The following is an 18,828-nucleotide window of genomic DNA, read 5'->3' as shown; positions in this document are numbered from 1 at the left end:
CGGCACGCTCGCGAGCGCGTCATTGCGCAGACTTTCCCGACACCGGACGCACCGCCGCCGCGGCCTCTTTCGCGCGCGAGCGTGCTTCGTCGATGTCGCCGCCTGTTGCCAGCGCCACGCCCATGCGGCGCTTGACGAAGCTCTCCGGCTTGCCGAAAAGGCGCAGGTCCGCATTCGGCACGGCGAGCGCTGCAGCAACGCCTTCGAAGGCGATGCCCGCTTCATCGAGCCCGCCGTAAATCACCGCCGACGCACCAGGCGCGCGCAACGACGTATCGACCGGCAAACCCAGAATTGCGCGCGCGTGCAATTCGAATTCCGAAAAGCGTTGCGAGCACAGCGTAACGAGACCCGTGTCGTGCGGACGCGGGCTCACTTCCGAGAACCATACGTCATCGCCGCGGACGAAAAGTTCCACGCCGAAGAGGCCACGGCCGCCGAGCGCGGCCGTCACCTTGTGCGCGACTTCACGCGAACGTTCGAGTGCGAGCGGGCTCATGGGCTGCGGCTGCCACGATTCGACGTAGTCGCCCGCCACCTGCACATGACCGATCGGATCGCAGAAGTACGTGGCGACTTCACCAGTCGACGGATCGACGGCGCGCACGGTCAACTGCGTGATTTCGTAGTCGAAGTCGATAAAGCCTTCGACGATCACGCGGCCGTGATTCACTCGCCCGCCGGCCATTGCATACTGCCAGGCGGGCTCGACGTCGGCGTCGCTTTTCAGCACCGATTGCCCCTTGCCCGACGACGACATGACCGGCTTCACCACGCACGGATAACCGACCTTGGCGATGCCCGCCCGCAGTTCATCGAGCGAATCGGCGAACGCATACGGCGAGGTGGGCAAGCCGAGTTCTTCGGCGGCAAGACGGCGGATGCCTTCGCGGTTCATTGTGAGCTGCGTGGCGCGCGCGGTCGGAATCACCTCGGCAAGACCGTCGCTTTCGATAGCGGCAAGCGCGTCGGTTGCGATCGCCTCGATTTCGGGGACGATCAGATGCGGGCGTTCCTGCTCGACGAGCGCGCGCAGCGCGGCGCCGTCGGTCATGTCGATCACGTGCGTGCGGTGCGCGACCTGATGGCCCGGCGCGTTCGGATAACGGTCGACGGCAATGACCTCGACGCCCAGCCGCTGCAGCGAGATGATCACCTCCTTGCCGAGTTCACCGGCGCCGAGCAGCATGACGCGCGTGGCGGATTCAGAAAGCGGCGTGCCGATCCGTTGGCCGATCTGCATGGGGTCTCCAGATAAAAGTCGGATGAGGGTGGGATTGGGTAGAGCACGATGTTAACATGCGGGCCCCTCGCCGCGCCTTGCTCGCGGCGACCGCTCCGATCTGCGCGGTGCGCTCGAAGAGCTGCCGCGCGCTGACCTCAAATGCGGCGCAATAGGGGCGCTGCCGCAATCTGCGTGAGCGCTCGACGCACCGAGTGCGTTACCCTTACGCCTTTGCCAGTTTCAAGAGGAACGACGCCATGCATCCAAGCTTCTCCACGCGACGTCTTGCGGGCATTGCTCCATTTGCGCGCACGGTCCTCGCCGCGTTGAGCGTCGCGGCGCTGCTCGGCGCCTGCGCGATTCCGAAGCATCCGGATTCGGAAGCCCCCGCGCCCGACCCGTTCAACCCCGCCGCAACTCAATTACTCGACGACACGAGCTGGGTTCTCACCGGATGGAAGCAGTCGGACGGCACGGCCCGCACGATTCCGTTCGCGAATCTCGGCGCGCCGATCACACTCACGCTTTCGACCGCGACGGGCCAGCGCCACGCGAGCGGCTTTTCCGGCTGCAATCGCTATATGGGCTCGTACTCGCTGAAAGACGGCAAGCTCAGTTTCGGCACGCTGGGCGGCACGCGCATGGCTTGCGCGACGCCGGGCGGGCAGATTGAAAGCACCTACCTGAGCGCGCTGACGCACATCGAACGGACCGGCGTGCAGATGCGTGAGCCGCAGCAAATGCAGCTGGTGCTCGATAACGGCGATACGCTGGTGTTCGAGCGCAGCGCGAAGTAGCAGTAGCTCGGGCGGCGTGCGGATTAGTCGGCGCGCCATCCGGTTTGCATGAGGACGCAGGCATACTTGTGTCCGCCTTCGGAGCCCTCGGGCTTCGCCGGTTTAAACTCGACGGATTGCGTTTCCCTCAATCCGTCATTTGTTGATGTCGAGTATGCACACGGTAGTTTTCGGCTGGTTCGGCGGGTCGGCCGTCTGGTTCATTCCTCTCATATGGCGGCTCGTCAAGTCGATGCTGCCGGGCGGCGCGGGTTTGCGCGGCCCCGGCACGATCCGGCTCTGGCTCGGCTTCGTCTGCGTGATGGTGGCGAGTTGCACGCTGGAGGCGTCGCTGATCGGCGCGGCCGGCACGAACGCGATCGGCCATGTGCTCGCGGCGGGCTTCGGCCATCTGCTCGGACATATCGGCACGCCGCTGGCAGCGCTGGCGCTGCTGCTGGTCAGCCTGCCCTGGCTGATCGGTTTCCACTGGCGCGAGTTTCTCGCGTGGGCCGACGGCGCGTTCGGCCTCGGCCTCGCCTCGCGCGGTCTCGCAAGGCGTGACGATGAAGCGCGCCGCCATCGCATAGACGACGGCGCGTCGCCGCACATTTCCAGTTCCATGAACACGATGGCGCCCAAGACCAAAGGGCGTTATTCGCGGCCCACCGTTTGGCGACCGCCTGTCAAGGCACGCGCTGCGGGTGGCGCCGGCGCTGCAGGCGTCGGCGCTGCCGGATCTGCCGCTGGCAGGGACGCGCCAACGCGCGCGACTAGCGAAAGCTGGCGAGCCGGGCGAGTTGCGCCGCGCAGCCGAAGCTCGCAAGCCGAGCCGGTTCTGGTTACAGGCAGCGCGAATCCGGGGCGGCACGCAACGTCACAGACGCCTATGCATGGGTCGTCTGCCGGGAAGGCGACTTGGGCGCCGACGGAACCGGTCGCGCCGGCTGGTTGGCTGCGCGAGACCACGTCGCAGCCGCGTGCGTCTACTGTGAGCACGGCAGCGCAAAACGCGGCGGCCGATAACGGCTCGCTCGGCACAGGCCGCCCAACTCGTGACCCGCGAGGCAGTGGATCGTTGGGAACCGGCACGGGTGCCGCGGGAGTGGCCGCCGGTATGCAAGGCGCTGATGCGCATGCCGCGCGCCTTGCAGCGAGCACAGCCGCGGGTCAGCGTGCGTCTGCCGGTACCACGTCGCCGAGCGGATCCGGCGATGGCCGCGCCGCGCTCAACCCTGCTTCGACGCCGTTCAATCGCGCGGCATCGCCGGCGCAAGTGCCGCCATCGGCCCCGCGCACCCAGGATGTCGCTTCGGTTTCGGGCACGCGTCGTCCGTTGTCGGCCGCGCCGAGCTACACGCGGCCCTTGCCTGCAACACAGAAGGTCACGCCGCCAGCCAGCGTCCAGGAGACGCTGCGCAGCATTGCCGAGAACGCCGCCCGCTGGACGGATATCGCCGGCGTCAGCCTCGCGCGAAGCACCGGCGCGGACGTTGCGAAGATCGCGGAGCCGAACATGCCGACGTCGGGTGCGAGCGCCGCTTCAAGCGGGGAAGTTTCGCACTACGGCAACGTCGAACCGCCTCCATTCGCGGATCAGGCAGAGTCTGACGATGTGGCAAGTCCGGCGGCCAGCGATGCGTCGCAAGTCGATGCGATCCACGCCGATGAAACGCCGTTCGAGCGGCCCGTTGGCATGCAGCCTTCAATGTCGGTGGAACAAACTGCACTGGAAACGCCGCATGAAACGCCGGTTGTCGCGCACGCTCACACGCTGCGGACGGAACCCGAGGCGCCGGCTGCGAGCAGCACGGTACCAGTGGTGCAATGGCCGATTGAGCCGCCGGTCATTCAGTCGCCGATAAGCTTGCCGACTGAACTTGCAACGCCGTCAACGCCGGCGATCGTGCCCGCAGCGGGGATGGCATCGACGGTCGTGCCAACACTGCCGGTTGCCGCACCACCGCTCAATCGCACGCCGTTCGGCATCTTTGCAACCCGACTGCAGGAGCCCGACGCGCCGTCGCAGACGCCGCCCTGGGAAGAAGACCAGCCTTCATCGGCGCAACAGCCGGATGACTGTCCGGACAGCCCGACCACGCTTGCAAGTCAGCACCGCGACGAGCGCGTCGAACACCCCGCTACGCCGCTCGTGATCAGGCCGGTGTCGGTCGCTCCGGACATTGCGCCAGACAACGCTCCGGTCCACGCTCCACAGGTCCACCACGCGGCAATCACAAGCACAAACACAGATACGAGCGAAACCACCGCAGGCTTGGCATCCCCAGCCACTGCCGACCTGCACACGCCCCCTACCCTCGCGGATCAAGCGACCACATCGGTCGAACCGAACGCCGCACCTGTGGCAGATACAACCGGCGCGCCGGAGCCAGGCGCTGCGACGCCGGCGCCGTCTAAGGTGGTTCGTTTCCCCAGCCTGGTAACCCAAGCGCACACGGCAACGCGCGACCAGGCGGTACCGCAACCGCATGCGCAACCGAATAACGAGGAAAGCCTCAGCGCACCTTCGACCGCACCGTCGATCCACGCTCCCGCTCTGGACGTGGACGCCACCTATTCCGCGCCGCCCTCTCCACCGCCGGCGGCATCGAACGCCGGGCACGAACCGGTGCCCGCGGCCGAACCGCCCGTGCAGCGCACGCCGCTGCGCGGCCACAGCCCGACTAACGGCTTCGAGTTCCACGCGCCGGCCGCGTCGATGGTCGAATTGCCCACGCTCGATCTGCTTGCGCCCGCCGATACCGACGTCGAGCCCGTTTCCGAGGAAAAGCTCATCGAGACCGGTCTTCTGATCGAACAGCGCCTGCAGGAATTCAAGGTGCCGGTGACGGTGGTCGGCGCATCGGCAGGTCCCGTCATCACGCGTTTCGAGGTCGAACCGGCGCTCGGGGTGCGCGGCAGTCAGATCGTCGGGTTGATGAAGGACCTGTCGCGCGGTCTCGGACTCACGTCGATCCGCGTCGTCGAAACGATTCCCGGCAAGACGTGCATGGGCCTCGAATTGCCGAACGCGAAGCGCCAGACGATCCGCCTGTCCGAGATTCTCGAAGCGAGCGTCTATCAGAACTCGCATTCGCAATTGACGCTGGCGATGGGCAAGGACATTACCGGCCATCCGGTCGTCGCCGATCTGGCAAAGGCGCCGCACATGCTGGTTGCGGGCACGACGGGCTCGGGCAAGTCGGTCGCGATCAACGCGATGATCTGCTCGCTGCTCTACAAGGCGACGCCCGAGGAAGTGCGCCTCATCATGATCGACCCGAAAATGCTGGAGCTGTCGGTCTACGAGGGAATTCCGCATCTGCTCGCACCGGTCGTCACCGACATGAAGCTCGCGGCCAACGCGCTGAACTGGTGTGTCGGCGAAATGGAAAAGCGCTACCGCCTGATGTCCGCGGTCGGCGTGCGCAACCTCGCAGGCTTCAATCAGAAAATTCGCGACACAGAAGCGAAGGGCAAGAAGCTGGGCAATCCGTTTTCACTGACTCCCGAGGCGCCCGAGCCGCTCGCGCCTCTGCCGCTGATCGTCGTGGTGATCGACGAGCTCGCCGACCTCATGATGGTGGCCGGCAAGAAGATCGAGGAACTGATCGCGCGGCTTGCGCAAAAAGCGCGCGCCGCCGGCATCCACTTGATTCTCGCGACGCAGCGCCCTTCGGTGGACGTAATCACCGGGCTCATCAAGGCGAACATTCCGACGCGCGTCGCGTTCCAGGTATCGTCAAAGATCGACTCGCGCACGATTCTCGACCAGATGGGCGCGGAGTCGCTGCTCGGCCAGGGCGACATGCTGTTCCTGCCGCCAGGCACGGGCTATCCACAGCGCGTGCACGGCGCGTTCGTCGCGGACGAGGAAGTGCACGCGATCGTCGAGTATCTGAAGCAGTTCGGCGAGCCGCAATACGAGGAAGGCATTCTCGACGGCCCCGCGACCGACGGCGGCGCGGCGCAGGACCTGTTCGGCGACTCGCCGGATGCCGAAGCCGATCCGCTGTACGACGAAGCCGTTGCGTTTGTCGTCCGCACGCGGCGCGCGTCGATTTCATCGGTGCAGCGGCAATTGCGCATCGGCTATAACCGTGCGGCGCGTCTTGTCGAACAGATGGAAACCGCTGGGCTGGTGTCGGCCATGGGTATCAACGGAAGCCGCGAAGTGCTCGCGCCTGGACCTGCGGAATAAGCCTGTCTGACTGGCGGTCAGATTCGACGACGCATCGAATGCGCGTTACGAGGCGAGCCAGGCTTGCGACAAAACAACGGGCCGCTCGAAGCGGCCCGTTTTTCATGCAGCATGCATGCTCGCACGCATGATTCAGTGGCGCCCTCACCTGCGCACAGATTCGGGCAACTTCCTCACGACGGCGACACGAGCTTGAAGTCAACCGGCGAGCCGATCTCGATACGCTTCGGGTTCGCTTCGAGCAAGCCGCTCTGCAGGTCGCGCCTGAACACGTAGACCGTGTCGCTGTTCTGATTGCCGACGATCAGCCATTTACCCGTGGGGTCGATCGCGAACTCGCGCGGCGACTTTCCGAGGCTCGATTGATGACCGATCTTTTTCAGATGTCCGTTCGTCGGATCGACGGAGAAGATCACGATCTCGTTCGCGTCGCCGCGATTGGTCGCGTACAGGAAGTGTCCGTCCGGCGACAGATGGATCGCCGCCGCCCCGACCGCGCCCTTGAAGCCGGGCTCCGTTAGCGAGACTGTCTGGACCTGCGTGAGCTTGCCGTCGTCGTAATTGAAGATGCTGACGGTGGCGGCGAGCTCGCTCGTCAGGTACGCATGCTTGCCGTCGGCGCCGAACACCAGATGCCGGGGGCCCGTGCCCGGCTTTTCCTGCGTATAGCGCCAGTCGGTCGGACCGAACAGGCCGCGACTGCCGTCGGGCGTGTAGCGGTACGAATAGAGCTTGTCGGCGCCGAGATCCTGCGCGAACAGATAACGTCCGTCCGGCGAAAAGACAGTGGAGTGCACGTGCGAGTTGTCCTGGCGTCCTTTCACCGGGCCGCCGCCTTCATGATGCACGGTCAACACCGACGCGCCGAGCTGGCCGTCCGCCTGCACCGGAAACACCGCGAAGCTGCCGCCCGGGTCGGCCGCAACCGAATAGTTCGCGGTCAACAGATATTTGCCATCCGGTGAGAGACTCAGGTAGCACGGATCGTTGCCGTCGGCGGAAACCTTGTTGAGGAAGCTCAACTGGCCGCTCGCGGCGTCGAAGCGAAATGCGCTGATGCCGCCGCGCTGGCTGGCCGGTCCGTTGTCGCCAGGCAATTCGTTGACGGCATAGACGAACCGGCGGTCGCGGCTCACCACCAGATACGACGGGTTGACCGTCTGCGCGACCGAGACGCGCGTCGCGTCGCCGGTCTTCGTGTCGAAGCGATAGACATACAAGCCCTCGCTCTTGCCGCCGGTATAGGTGCCGACCAGCATGTCATAGACGCCGTCGGCGGGAGCGGGGCCGGCGTCCTGGGCGAACGCGGGCGAAGCGACAATCGAGACCATGAGCGCGAAACCTTTTATGATCGAGCCGGCGGAGTGCATGGGAGCCCATGTGCGCGCGCGCCGTGAAGGGGAGCCCGCATCGGCATACGAAGAAGGCTGAGTAACACCTGAGGCGGCGCGCACTGCGGCCCGGTGACGACGAAGCATATAACCTCCTCTACATCGTTTATTTGCATGAACTGGTTGTAATGGCGTCTCTGGTCTGCCGCGCGACGGTCGAGCGTTGCTTACGTCGAGCAAGTATAAAAGTGTTGCAACGGATGATGCAGCGATCAGGGCCGCGAGAACCTGTCGGCAGCTAGTCAGTCGGGTAGCGGACTGTTTTAGAACTCGGATGCTGCAACGCCGGCCGCTGCATGGGTAGCAATTGTCCCGCCTGAACGGGATCTTTTTTAATCGCGTATCACCACACTACGGAGTATTCATGAACGTCACACTCAGCCTGGGCCCGCTGGTTTCGTTGATCGCCGGCATACTGATTCTCGTGATGCCGCGGCTGTTGAACTATATCGTCGCGCTCTATCTGATCATCATCGGGATCATTGGGATTTTTGGCGTGGGGTCTTCGCACTTCTGAGCGCGGCAGCCGGGCGCAAGACGGCCCGGCATATTTCGATGCGAGGTGGATGGGCGGTCGGTATGCGAGCGTTGCCGACACTGCCGCCCGGCGACAGTGCTCAACGTGCACGAACGCATGGGAGCACGCAAGCGCAAGTGCGCACGGCCGGACAAGACCGTGCGGTCACTGCAGCATGGCAAGAATAGACGTCAGGCGTTCACGCAAGGCAAGGCCGGGCGCCGCCCGGTGTCAATGCCGCTCGCGGAAAACGCCGGCGTTAGCCGTTCGAAAGCTGTTCAAGACGCCAGCGCCCCTGCAGCGACAGCGCGCCGACGGCATAATGGCCGTCACCTTCCTGATAACGCCGGAAGCAGGCTCGTTCGATCAGAAAGCTCGCGGCGGTCTGCATGCCGTTGCGGCTCAGACCAAGGCGGCTGTGATCGAGAGGCAACATTGAATCGTCCGCAAGCTGGCTCGCGGCGGAGAGAATCGTGATGCAGTCGGATTTTGACGGATTCAGCATGGCTTTCGTCCTCGAAACGGCGTGTGCATGCGCGATGGGCAAGCCGGTTCGCAAAACAGTGAAGATTTCTGCGCCGGCCAGATTACTGATTGTAGGCATAGGCTCGAAATTTACCAACTCGCGTTTTGCCGCATTGCCGACCAAGCCGAAAAACCGCCAGCGAGTCCGGAAAGAACAACGAACAGGTGGGGCCCGTTGCGCCCCACCCGCTACTCAAACGCACTGATACGCAACCTCATGCCCGCACCCATCGAAGACTATGCGCTCATCGGCGACGGCCACACCGCCGCGCTCATTTCCCGCGAAGGTTCCGTCGACTGGCTTTGCTGGCCGCGATTCGACTCCGGAGCATGCTTCGCCGCGCTGCTCGGCACGCCGGACAACGGCCGATGGCTGATTTGTCCCGATACCGACGCGCCCGTGAAAATCACCCGCCGGTATCGGGGCGAAACGCTGATACTCGAAACCGACTTCGAAACGCCCGAAGGCGCGGTGACGCTCGTGGATTTCATGCCGCCGGGCAACGGCTGGTCGGAAATGGTGCGTATCGTCGTCGGCAAACGAGGCACCGTGCGCATGAAGATGGAACTCGTGCTGCGCTTCGACTACGGTTTTTCGATTCCGTGGGTCCAACGCCTGAAGAACGAGAGCGGCATCCGCGCGATCGTCGGCCCGGATAACGCGGTGCTGCGCACGCCCGTTGAACTCGTCGGCGAGAACATGAAAACGGTGGCCGAATTCACCGTCAAGGAAGGCGAACGTGTGCCCTTCTCGCTCGCCTACGCGGCTTCGCACTTGCGGCTGCCGCCGGCACGCGATCCGCACACGGCGCTCGCACGCACCGAGAACCATTGGCTCGAATGGTCGGCGCGCGGCAGCATCCAGGGGAGATGGGCCGAGCCGATCCGCCGCTCGCTGATCACGCTGCGGGCGCTCGCCTACGAGCCGACCGGCGGAATCGTCGCCGCGCCCACCACGTCGCTACCCGAACAGCTGGGCGGCACGCGCAACTGGGACTACCGCTACTGCTGGCTGCGCGACGCGACCATTACGCTGCTCGCGCTGATGCGCGGCGGCTATTACGACGAAGCGCGTGCATGGCGCAGCTGGCTCGGCCGCGTCACGGCCGGCGCGCCCGACCAGTTGCAGATCATGTATGGGCTCGCCGGCGAGCGGCGCCTGCCCGAGTTCGAGATCGACTGGCTGCCCGGCTATCAGGGCGCGAAGCCCGTGCGGATCGGCAATAACGCGGTGGGACAGCTTCAACTGGACGTGTATGGCGAGGTGATGAATGCACTGCATCTGGCGCGCGTCGGCGGCTTGCAGGCAGACGACACCGCGTGGAACGTGCAATGCGCGCTGCTGCGCCACCTGACGACGATCTGGCAGCAACCCGACGAGGGCATCTGGGAGACGCGCGGCGGGCGCCAGCATTTCACTTTCTCGAAGGTCATGGCGTGGGTTGCGTTCGACCGTGCGCTTGCATCGGCGGAAATGTTCAAGCTCGAAGGCCCGCTCGACGAATGGCGCGCCACCCGCGCGCAGATTCACGCGGAAGTCTGCGAAAAGGCGTGGAATCCGTCGCGCAACGCTTTTGTGCAGGCGTACGGCAGCGACCAGCTGGACGCGAGCGTGCTGCTCATGCCACTCGTGAGCTTCCTGCCGCCGAACGATCCACGAATCAAAGGTACGGTGGAGGCGATTGAACGCGACCTGATGCACGACGGTTTCGTGATGCGCTACCGCACGACCGAATTCGACGACGGCCTTCCGCCGGGGGAAGGCACGTTTCTGGCTTGCTCGTTCTGGATGGTGGACAACCTGGCGCTCCAAGGCCGGCTTGACGAAGCGATCGCCATGTACGAACGGCTGCTCGGACTATGCAACGACGTCGGGCTGCTCGCGGAGGAATACGATCCGGCGGCGAAACGCCTGGTTGGCAACTTCCCGCAGGCGTTTTCGCATGTGTCGCTCGTCAATACCGGCCTGAACCTTATGAAACACGAACAGGCGATGGCGCGGGCCACGGGTCAGCCGTCTCATAACGGCATGCACAAGGCGGAACTTGAGGCTGCTGCAAGCCCGGATAGCGGCACAGCAACATCGCCAGTAGCATGATTCAATGACACTTTCACGGATCGACACCATCAGATTGCTGCATTGCACAACACCACTTGTTTCTATATCATCGAACCGTCTGTCGGCCCAAAAATAGTGTGCCAACAACCAAGAATGGCCTGCCGCAACGCCACACGCGTGTTTGCGAAGCCCCATGCGAACCGCTTAAAACGGAGCACCCATGCTCTACCAATTGCACGAATTCCAGCGGGCTATGCTGAGCCCGCTTACCGCCTGGGCTCAGGCCGCGTCCAAATCGTTCGCGAATCCTGCCAGCCCGCTGGCCTACGTGCCCGGTGCCACGCGCCTTTCCGCCGGCTACGAACTGCTCTACCGGCTTGGTAAAGATTACGAGAAGCCGGAGTTCAATCTGCATCAGATCGTCAAAGACGGTCACAACATCCCGATCATCGAGCAAACGATCATCGAAAAGCCGTTCTGCCGTCTGATGCGCTTCAAGCGTTTCGCGGACGACAGCGACGCCGTGACCCAGCTCAAGGACGAACCGGTCGTGCTGGTCTGCGCGCCGTTATCGGGCCACCATGCCACGCTGCTGCGTGACACAGTGCGCACGTTGTTGCAGGACCACAAGGTCTATCTGACCGACTGGATCGACGCGCGCATGGTGCCGCTCGAAGACGGCGAGTTTCATCTCGACGATTACGTCGCCTACATTCAGGAATTCATCCGCCACATCGGCGCGAAGAATCTGCATGTGATCTCCGTGTGCCAGCCGACGGTGCCGGTGCTCGCCGCCATTTCGTTGCTGGCGAGCCGCGGCGAAGACACGCCGCGCACCATGACCATGATGGGCGGGCCTATCGACGCGCGTAAGAGCCCGACCTCGGTCAACTCGCTCGCCACGCAACACTCCTACGAGTGGTTCGAAAACAACGTGATCTTCACGGTGCCGCCGAACTATCCGGGCGTGGGCCGCAAGGTGTACCCGGGCTTCCTGCAACACACGGGCTTCGTCGCGATGAACCCGGAACGTCATGCGGCTTCGCATTGGGACTTCTACCAGAGCCTCCTGCGTGGCGACGAAGACGACGCGGAAGCGCATCGCCGCTTCTACGACGAGTACAACGCCGTGCTCGACATGGACGCCGATTACTACCTGGACACGATCCGCGTGGTGTTTCAGGAGTTCTGTCTGGCCGAAGGCACCTGGGACGTGGCCGGCGAACGCGTGCGTCCGCAGGACATCACGAAAACTGCGCTCTTCACGATTGAAGGCGAACTGGACGACATTTCCGGCGACGGTCAGACCTATGCCGCTCACGGGTTGTGCACCGGCATTCCGGAGAACAACAAGCGTCACTTCACGGCGGAAAAGTGCGGGCACTACGGTATCTTTTCGGGCCGCCGGTGGCGCACGATCATTTATCCGCAGTTGCGCGACTTCATCCTCGAGCACAACAAGGCGCCGAAGGTTGTGAAGGAAAAAGCCGAAGTGTGACGCGTGTCATGCGGACTTCGCGCAAGCGTCATGCAGGCTTTTTCGGCCAATCATGAAGTCACACGAAGTCCTCGCGAAACAGATAAGAACGGCCTCCTGATTAGGAGGCCGTTTTTTTGGCCCGTCTCAAACGGCCCGTTGAAAAGCAAGCAAGGTTGAGAAGCGTCTTAGCACTTCTCAACTTTGCAGACCAACACCGAGGCCGTCCTACTTTCGCAACAGATAAGCGAGCAATAGTTCGGTGTTCATCTGAATCACCTCACTGCGTTCGCTCGCACTGCTGAAATCGCGACCAAGCGTGGCTTCGAGCGTGAAGCGATTGGACACGATGTAATAGCCCATGCCCGACAGCGTGACGTAGAAGCGCAGCGGATCCACGTTCGTGCGAAAGAGCCCTGCGCGTTGACCACGCTCGAGAATGCTGCCAAGCGTGGCGACGATCGGCGAAATCATTTCGCGGATGCGCGTGGACTTCTGCATATAACGCGCCTCGTGCAAATTTTCGTTATTGACGAGGCGCAGCAGTTCAGGATGGTCGCGGTAGTAATCCCAAACAAAATGCGCGAGACGCGTAACTGCCTCGACCGGCGCAATGCCGTTCAGTTCGAGCGTGCGTTCCGCTTCGTTGAGCGCGCTGAACGCGTGCTCGAGTACTGCAGTGAAGAGCTGCTCCTTGCTACCGAAGTAGTAGTAGAGCATGCGTTCATTCGTCTCCGCTCGGCGGGCGATCTGATCGACGCGCGCGCCGAATAGCCCACCATTTGCAAACTCTTCGGCTGCCGCAAGCAGAATGCGGCGCCGGGTGCCTTCAGGATCTCTTTTGATTTTCGGCTGATTCATGGTGGCATGGTCTTCGTGAGCCGCGTTTTCCAGATCGTGCCGCCGGCCTCTCCTCGGGCCTTGCATAGACGGCACTGAACGGGCTGGTTGGGGGAAACCCTTCTGCGGTCTTTCGAAAAAGGCGCTTCGATTATGGCACATGGATTGCCGATGGCAATTGGGGAAATCGGCGATAATGTGCTATTTAGTTCAAGCTGTGCGGCCGCCCCGCCGAGCCCCGCTTGGCCCCACATCGTGACCGTGACACAGATCAAAACACTCGCAGATCGCATTGAAGATCTGCTTCCCCAGACGCAATGCACCAAGTGCGGTTATCCGGCGTGCCGTCCGTATGCCGAGGCCGTCGCATGCGGCGAAGCCAATTACAACCAGTGCCCGCCGGGTGGTGAAGAAGGCGTCGCGCGCCTCGCCGCCTTGCTCGGCAAACCGGTGATTCCGCTCAATTCCGCCAATGGCGTCGAACGCCCACGCCCTCTGGCGGTTATCGACGAACAGGTGTGCATCGGTTGCACTTTGTGCATGCAAGCGTGCCCGGTCGACGCAATAGTTGGGGCACCGAAACACATGCACACGGTAGTCGCCGAGTTGTGCACGGGCTGCGACCTGTGCGTGCCGCCCTGCCCGGTCGATTGCATTTCGATGCCGCCTGTCACCGGCGAGGCGACCGGCTGGGACGCATGGAGCCAGCCGCTCGCCGACGCCGCTCGCGAGCGGCATAACCGGCGCGAAGCGCGTCTCGCACGCGAGCGCGAAGCCGCCGAAGCACGTGTTGCGGCGCGGCGAAGCAGCGCAGCCGCTAGCGGCGCTACTACTGCGGCTGCCACTGCGCCGGCAGGCAACGTGCCGACGCCATCGGCATCGCCTGCAAGCACTGCTGAGAATGCGGACGCCGAAGCGAAGAAACGCGCGATTATCCAGGCCGCGCTCGAACGCGCGCGCAAGAAGAAGGAAGAGCTGGCCGCCAAAGGCCAGGTCCCGTTGAACACCGAGCAGGTGAGCGCCGACGTGCAGGCGCAGATCGACGCGGCCGAAGCGCGCCGCCGCCGTCTCGGACTTACCGGCACAGGCACCGACCAACGTACCGATCAACGTACCGATAAGCCCGCCGACGATGCCGCCGGCAACCCGCCGCCGTCGACGCCGGCCGGCACGCGCAATCCGCGCTAACAGCATCCGCCCGCTCAGCATGAACGCGAACAAACGCCGCGCCATCTACGAAACGCTTCAGAGCATCAATCCGCATCCCACGACCGAACTGGAGTACACCACACCGTTCGAACTGCTGATTGCCGTACTGCTTTCGGCGCAGGCAACTGACGTCTCGGTCAACAAGGCCATGCGCAAGATGTTCCCTGTGGCCAACACGCCGCAAAAAGTGTTGGAGCTCGGAGAAGAAGGCGTTGCCGACTACATCAAGACGATCGGGTTGTACAGGAACAAGGCCAAGAACGTGATCGCGACTTGCCGCATCCTGCTCGATCAATACGGCGGCGAAGTGCCGGAGGACCGCGAGGCGCTGGAAAGTCTGCCGGGCGTCGGGCGCAAGACGGCTAACGTGATTCTGAACACGGCGTTCGGCCATCCGACTATCGCCGTCGACACACACATCTTTCGGGTTGCGAATCGAACCGGGCTGGCTCCCGGCAAAGACGTGCGCGCGGTTGAAACAGCGCTCGAAAAATTCACGCCCGCCGAGTTCAAGAAGGACGCGCATCATTGGCTGATCCTGCATGGCCGTTATGTGTGCAAGGCGCGTCGGCCGGAGTGCTGGCACTGCGCGATCGAGCCGCTTTGCGAATTCCGGCCAAAGACGCAGCCGCCCGATCTTTGAGCGGGCGCGTCCCCAGCAAGCCGCAGCACCGGCGCGTAAAATGCCGCGTTATATATAGAGCGGCGCCGGCCTGAGTTATACGCGGCGGCACCGGCCAGCGTGAGCGGCTCCGCATGGCGCGTTCTCACAGCAACGCCTCACCGCACGCAACCGTTGCGTCCTCTCACTTTCCACTCGATAAACCGGTCCCACGATGTTCAATCCAAGCCGCGACGAAGTCCGTCAATTTTTCACCGAGACCTGGCGCAAGCAGCGTCAGGGCGAGATTCTGACGCCGCTCGAAGCGATTGCCGCCGACTGGATCACTGAGCATCCCGAGTATCACGCGGAACTGACCGATACCGAGGCGGCCCAGGCTCAGGACTACTCGCCCGAGCGCGGACAGACCAATCCGTTCCTGCATCTGTCGATGCACCTGGCCATCACGGAACAACTGTCGATCGACCAACCGCCAGGCATCCGCGCCGCGCACGAGCGTCTTGCCGCCCGTCTCGGGTCGACGCACGACGCGCAGCACGCGATCATGGAATGCCTCGGCGAAACCATTTGGGAAGCGCAGCGCACAGGCTTGCCGCCCGATACGGACGCGTATCTGCAGCGCATCGAACGGCGCGCGACGCGCGACTAGCCGCAAGCGTGCGCGGATCGCAACGCGAATAGGAGCATCGAAGGGAACGCGCAAAAGAGCGCGCGGGCCGCGAACTCAACCACGCACGCAAACTCCGGCGTCAAAAAGCACGACACCCCGTCGAAGCGGGGTGTCGTTGAGACTGCCAGGCAGCGCCGAGGCGGCGCGGCGTGCTTACTTCTTCTGCACGAGATCGCCGTTCAGCGATTCGATGTAAGCCGCGATGTCTTTCATGTCAGATTGCGACAGGCTCTGCACCTGCGCCTGCATGATCGCGTTATTGCGACCCATGTGCGGGTTGCCGTTACCCATCTGATACTGACGCAGCGCCCAGTAGACGTAATCGGAATGCTGACCCGCGAGCTTCGGATATTCCGGGCTTACGGGCTTGTTCAGGTTCGGGCCGTGACATGCCGCGCAGTTGTGGCTCTCGGACAGCACCTTGCCGTTGCCGGCGTCGGCCGCATGGGCGACGCTCGTTGCAACCAGACCGATTACTGCCGCCGACGCGCATGCAGCCTTGAACACCGTGTGGAGTGCCTGTTGGGGCTTATTCATGAATTCTCCTATCCCGCGAATTTATTAGCCGTGTGACTGGTTGGATAACCGCAGCCGGTCACTTGTCGGGATTGCTCTTCGATGAGGAATTTTGCGCCGCGTAGTAAGCAGCAATGTCGGCGATGTCCTGATCCGATAGCGACGCGGTGATCGCGTGCATCGTTTCGAAGTGGCGATCGCCCTTCTTGTAGCCGCGCAGGGCGTTTTCGAGGTACGCCTGATTCTGGCCGCCCAGCATGGGCACGCGGTAGACCTCAGGATAAGCCGTGCGATATTCAGGGATGCCGTGGCAGCCAATACACATCGCGACCTTGCCTTGGCCCGCTTTCGCGTTGCCGACGACATCCGCTGCCTGCGCACTGGCCGCATAGCCCGCGAGCACCGACAGCGCTGCGATCACGACGTGTTTGCCGACGAATTTATTCATAGCATGTAACCTGGCTTGAGGGGAAACGGGCGCCCAAAAAGGCAACGGCCCGCGCCGTTATTCTTATAGGGAGCCACGCAGGCCAAAAAAATCGGGCTAATTGTACCGCGACGCCGCGCCGAACGTCCACCGCGCGGGGCGCGCCGGCCGGCGGGCCTGCATTGCGGCCGGGCCGCACCGCGGCTGAAACCATACGCGAGCCCGTTTCAGGCCAACAGGGCTTCTGACTTATACTGGGTTTTTTCCGCCCAAAGAGCATCTCGCCATGCGTTTCGAAGGCTCATCGCAGTACGTCGCCACCGACGACCTCAAGCTCGCGGTCAACGCCGCGATGACGCTCAAGCGCCCGCTGCTGATCAAGGGCGAGCCCGGCACCGGCAAGACCATGCTGGCCGAAGAAGTCGCCGCCGCGCTCGGCATGCCGCTGCTGCAGTGGCATATCAAGTCCACCACCAAGGCCCAGCAAGGCCTCTACGAATACGACGCGGTGTCGCGCCTGCGCGATTCGCAACTCGGCGACGAGCGGGTGAAGGACATCCGCAACTACATCGTCAAGGGCGTGCTGTGGCAGGCGTTCGAGTCGGACGAACAGACGGTGCTGCTGATCGACGAGATCGACAAGGCCGACATCGAATTTCCGAACGACCTCTTGCGCGAACTCGACCGCATGGAGTTCTACGTGTACGAGACGCACGAGTTGATCCGCGCGAAACAGCGTCCGCTCGTCATCATCACGTCGAACAATGAGAAGGAACTGCCCGACGCGTTCCTGCGCCGCTGCTTTTTCCATTACATCAAGTTTCCCGACCCGGCCACGATGCAGCAGATCGTGGAGGTGCATTATCCCGGCATCAAGAAGGATCTGCTGGCCGCGGCCATGCAGAGCTTTTTCGAGCTGCGCAACGTGGCCGGGCTGAAGAAAAAGCCGTCCACGTCCGAACTGCTCGACTGGCTCAAGCTGCTGCTCGCCGAAGACATCTCACCGGAAGCGCTGCGCTCGTCGGATCAGAAGCAGATCATCCCGCCGCTGCACGGCGCGCTTCTGAAGAACGAACAGGACGTAAGCTTGTTCGAGCGGCTCATTTTCATGAACCGCAATAATCGTTGAATTTCTAGTGAGTGCCCGCGCCGCGGAGAACCCAGCATGCTGATCGACTTCTTCTACTCGCTGCGCGCCGCGAAACTGCCCGTGTCGGTGAAGGAATACCTCACGCTGCTCGAGGCGCTCAAAGCCAACGTGATCGCGCCGTCGCTCAACGAGTTTTATTACCTCGCGCGCATGACGCTCGTGAAGGACGAACAGTACTTCGACAAGTTCGACCAGGCGTTCGGCGCGTATTTCAACGGCGTCGCGCAGGCCTCCGAACTTGCCTTCGACGTCCCGCTCGACTGGCTGAAGAAAAAGCTGCAACGCGATCTGTCGCCGGAAGAAAAGGCGCAGATCGAGGCGATGGGCGGCATCGACAAACTGATGGAACGCCTGAAGCAGCTGTTCGACGAACAGAAAGAGCGCCACGAAGGCGGCAGCAAGTGGATCGGCACGGGCGGCACGTCGCCGTTCGGCAATGGCGGCTACAACCCGGAAGGCGTGCGCATCGGTGGCGACGCGGCGGGCAATCGCACTGCCGTGAAGGTCTGGGAAGCGCGCGCCTATCGCGACTACGACGACCAGGTCGAAATCGGCACGCGCAACATCAAGGTGGCGTTACGCCGCTTGCGCCGCTTCGCGCGCGAAGGCGCGGCCGAAGAACTCGATTTGCCCGACACGATCCGCAGCACGGCCGCGAACGCCGGCTGGCTCGATCTCAAGATGGTGCCCGAGCGGCACAACAAGGTGAAAGTGCTGATGCTGCTCGATGTCGGCGGCTCCATGGACGATCACATCAAACGCACGGAAGAACTGTTCTCCGCAGCGAAGGCCGAGTTCAAGCACCTCGAGTTCTACTATTTCCACAACTGCGTGTACGACTTCCTGTGGAAGAACAATCGTCGCCGTCACACCGAGCGCATGCCGACGTGGGACGTGCTGCACAAATTCACGCCCGATTACAAGCTGATCTTCGTCGGCGACGCAACCATGAGCCCCTACGAAGTGCTGCAGCCGGGCGGCTCCGTCGAATACAACAACGCCGAAGCCGGTGCCGTGTGGCTGCGACGCCTCGCCGACCACTTCCCGCATTACGCGTGGCTCAATCCGGAACCTGAAGGCCTGTGGGCGTACCGCCAGTCCGTCAGCGCGATCCGCGAAGTGCTCGGCCAGCGCATGTATCCGCTCACGCTCGCCGGGCTCGAGTCCGCCATGCGGATGCTGAGCAAATAGAACCGACCGCTCCACCCTCCAACGACAAGAAA

16 protein-coding genes are annotated in these 18,828 nt (G+C 63.1%); 10 read left to right on the top strand and 6 right to left on the bottom strand.

The annotated features are described in order from the left end of the window. Positions 1-19: 19 nt before the first annotated feature. Positions 20-1,243: a formate-dependent phosphoribosylglycinamide formyltransferase gene (purT, locus tag J2W46_RS14965; RefSeq protein WP_310354661.1), complete on the bottom strand. Its 1,224-nt coding sequence runs from the start codon at positions 1,241-1,243 to the stop codon at positions 20-22. Between the two features lie 239 nt (positions 1,244-1,482). Between purT and J2W46_RS14960 the strand changes: the two genes are divergently transcribed. Both J2W46_RS14960 and J2W46_RS14955 read left to right on the top strand, forming a co-directional pair. Beyond that, positions 1,483-2,022: an META domain-containing protein gene (locus tag J2W46_RS14960; protein ID WP_310354659.1), complete on the top strand. Its 540-nt coding sequence runs from the start codon at positions 1,483-1,485 to the stop codon at positions 2,020-2,022. A 154-nt stretch (positions 2,023-2,176) separates the two neighbouring features. Further along, positions 2,177-6,202 carry an FtsK/SpoIIIE family DNA translocase gene (locus tag J2W46_RS14955; RefSeq protein ID WP_310354657.1) on the top strand — a complete coding sequence of 1,342 codons (4,026 nt, stop codon included), beginning with the start codon at positions 2,177-2,179 and terminating at the stop codon, positions 6,200-6,202. A 173-nt stretch (positions 6,203-6,375) separates the two neighbouring features. Here J2W46_RS14955 and J2W46_RS14950 read toward each other — a convergent pair whose 3' ends face one another. Next, positions 6,376-7,680, bottom strand: a complete 1,305-nt coding sequence (locus J2W46_RS14950; protein ID WP_310354655.1) for a lactonase family protein — start codon at positions 7,678-7,680, stop codon at positions 6,376-6,378. 277 nt (positions 7,681-7,957) lie between these two features. Between J2W46_RS14950 and J2W46_RS14945 the strand changes: the two genes are divergently transcribed. Further along, positions 7,958-8,110 carry a DUF3096 domain-containing protein gene (locus J2W46_RS14945; protein WP_007175701.1) on the top strand — a complete coding sequence of 51 codons (153 nt, stop codon included), beginning with the start codon at positions 7,958-7,960 and terminating at the stop codon, positions 8,108-8,110. 259 nt (positions 8,111-8,369) lie between these two features. On the opposite strand, the gene J2W46_RS14940 is transcribed toward J2W46_RS14945, so the two are convergent. Next, complete coding sequence (locus J2W46_RS14940; protein WP_006048362.1) at positions 8,370-8,615, bottom strand: hypothetical protein; 246 nt, start codon at positions 8,613-8,615, stop codon at positions 8,370-8,372. A gap of 237 nt (positions 8,616-8,852) precedes the next feature. Here J2W46_RS14940 and J2W46_RS14935 point away from each other — a divergent pair, with 237 nt between their 5' ends. After that, positions 8,853-10,733, top strand: coding sequence for a glycoside hydrolase family 15 protein (locus J2W46_RS14935; RefSeq protein ID WP_310354652.1), 1,881 nt, complete (start codon positions 8,853-8,855; stop codon positions 10,731-10,733). Between the two features lie 181 nt (positions 10,734-10,914). Beyond that, positions 10,915-12,192 (top strand): polyhydroxyalkanoate depolymerase, encoded by a 1,278-nt coding sequence (locus J2W46_RS14930; protein WP_020065325.1) that lies wholly within the window; start codon positions 10,915-10,917, stop codon positions 12,190-12,192. 207 nt (positions 12,193-12,399) lie between these two features. Here the strand turns inward: J2W46_RS14930 and J2W46_RS14925 are convergent, their stop codons facing one another. Continuing rightward, positions 12,400-13,032, bottom strand: coding sequence for a TetR/AcrR family transcriptional regulator (locus J2W46_RS14925; RefSeq protein ID WP_020065324.1), 633 nt, complete (start codon positions 13,030-13,032; stop codon positions 12,400-12,402). A gap of 234 nt (positions 13,033-13,266) precedes the next feature. On the opposite strand from J2W46_RS14925, the gene rsxB reads away from it, so the two are divergent. The 3 genes from rsxB to J2W46_RS14910 all read left to right on the top strand — a co-directional run bounded on the left by rsxB (position 13,267) and on the right by J2W46_RS14910 (position 15,491). Then, positions 13,267-14,199, top strand: a complete 933-nt coding sequence (rsxB, locus tag J2W46_RS14920; protein ID WP_310354649.1) for an electron transport complex subunit RsxB — start codon at positions 13,267-13,269, stop codon at positions 14,197-14,199. 19 nt (positions 14,200-14,218) lie between these two features. Then, the gene (gene nth / locus J2W46_RS14915; RefSeq protein WP_310354647.1) at positions 14,219-14,863 is read left to right on the top strand and encodes an endonuclease III; all 645 of its coding nucleotides are present in this window, start codon (positions 14,219-14,221) and stop codon (positions 14,861-14,863) included. A 193-nt stretch (positions 14,864-15,056) separates the two neighbouring features. Further along, positions 15,057-15,491, top strand: a complete 435-nt coding sequence (locus J2W46_RS14910) for a DUF1841 family protein (protein WP_020065321.1) — start codon at positions 15,057-15,059, stop codon at positions 15,489-15,491. A gap of 174 nt (positions 15,492-15,665) precedes the next feature. On the opposite strand, the gene J2W46_RS14905 is transcribed toward J2W46_RS14910, so the two are convergent. Next, positions 15,666-16,049, bottom strand: a complete 384-nt coding sequence (locus J2W46_RS14905; protein ID WP_020065320.1) for a c-type cytochrome — start codon at positions 16,047-16,049, stop codon at positions 15,666-15,668. 58 nt (positions 16,050-16,107) lie between these two features. Then, entirely contained in the window at positions 16,108-16,476 is a 369-nt protein-coding gene (locus J2W46_RS14900) for a c-type cytochrome (protein WP_013338619.1), read from the bottom strand. Positions 16,477-16,741: 265 nt separating this feature from the next. On the opposite strand from J2W46_RS14900, the gene J2W46_RS14895 reads away from it, so the two are divergent. Together J2W46_RS14895 and J2W46_RS14890 are read left to right on the top strand one after the other, a co-directional pair. Next, positions 16,742-17,584, top strand: a complete 843-nt coding sequence (locus J2W46_RS14895) for an AAA family ATPase (protein ID WP_310354644.1) — start codon at positions 16,742-16,744, stop codon at positions 17,582-17,584. 36 nt (positions 17,585-17,620) lie between these two features. Continuing rightward, on the top strand, positions 17,621-18,796 hold the full coding sequence (locus tag J2W46_RS14890; RefSeq protein WP_310354643.1) for a vWA domain-containing protein: 1,176 nt from the start codon (positions 17,621-17,623) through the stop codon (positions 18,794-18,796). The last annotated feature ends 32 nt before the right edge of the window (positions 18,797-18,828 follow it).

Source organism: Paraburkholderia strydomiana (assembly GCF_031456815.1).
Classification (GTDB): domain Bacteria; phylum Pseudomonadota; class Gammaproteobacteria; order Burkholderiales; family Burkholderiaceae; genus Paraburkholderia; species Paraburkholderia caledonica.
Note: the sequence above shows the minus strand (reverse complement) of the source record. Positions and strands in the feature narration are given on the sequence as shown.